The sequence below is a fragment of the Pedobacter sp. 01T416_2 genome (genome assembly GCF_056398925.1).
Genome location: NZ_JBFTQI010001188.1, coordinates 1 through 1,137, shown reverse-complemented (window position 1 = coordinate 1,137; position 1,137 = coordinate 1). Strand labels below are relative to the sequence as shown.

The window sequence follows — 1,137 nt, the reverse complement described above, 5'->3', positions numbered from 1 at the left end:
CTGTTAAAGTAGTGTTATCCATCAGGTAAGCGTATTGCTTGGTTGCTCCGCTTGCGATATCAAAAGTCAAAATTCTTAATACCACCGAATTGGCAACTGCAGCTTTAGACGGATTGTACATTGGCGACTGCATCATGCCTACCAGCGTTTTTCCATCTGGAGTAATGGCCAAGCCTTCCATGCCACGGTTTGCTCTTCTATTGGCAAATACAGCCGGAATAGTGCGTCCACCGGTTCCAGTTCCGAATGGATTAATGCGTTCTATTGTTTTACCAGTTGCATCGAAGTGTGCAATGTGTGGGCCATATTCATCGCTGATCCAAAATGATCCGTCAGCTGCCCTTACCAAACCTTCTGAGTCGATTCCATCGGCACTTGGCGCAATCACCCGTCCATTTAGGTCGTAAGCAGTTTCACCAGAAGCCCCCATTCCTGCAGGGTTTGGAAGTCCGTTTAATTTATTACCGGATGCATTTTTAAGTTCGATGGTTTGTTCGAGTACCAATTTCCCATCTTTCAGCCTGAATTTCCCAATCTGTGGATCAAAATCAGGTTTTCCTATGATAATTGAGTTTGCGAGCTGTCCGGCAACGTTCGAACCCCTATCGGTTAGCATATAAAAAACATCCGGCGAGTTGGGGTCGGCGGCAACAGCTGATCCAAAACCTCCGTTGTACACTTTTACACCAGCAGCAGTTGTGAAAAGCACCGAAGGATCGGAAACTTCTGCAACGGCAGGATAGCTAAATTCTAAAGGGGTTTCTTCGTGACTTTTCTTGCATGATACCATACCGATAGATATGGCTACTATTAGAGTGAGTAATTCTTTTTTCATTTAATTAGGAATATTTTTAGAACAAAGCAAGCATACAGGTATGAAGCCTGTGTTAAGGCAATAACAAGAATAGTTCTCCCATAAGGTTATGCAATCTTAAAAAGCAACTTTTATTTTAATTGCTTTCGACCATTAAGAAGCTAAGGACATTAAGCTTATTAGTAAATTCAAATGCCGGCGTCATTCCCAACTTGATTGGGAACCACGGAGTGCTCATGAATGCCTCTGAATAAAGGAAAACTGATGAATAATCGTAATGCCATGACCAGGCACTATTGCATTAAGATCCCCGTCGGCACGGG

General features: G+C 43.3%; 1 protein-coding gene. It reads right to left on the bottom strand.

Features of this window, described 5'->3' with window-relative positions:
• A partial coding sequence (locus AC1DPQ_RS28440; RefSeq protein WP_477611671.1) for an esterase-like activity of phytase family protein occupies positions 1 to 835 on the bottom strand: 835 nt, incomplete at its 3' end.
• Positions 836 to 1,137: the final 302 nt, after the last annotated feature.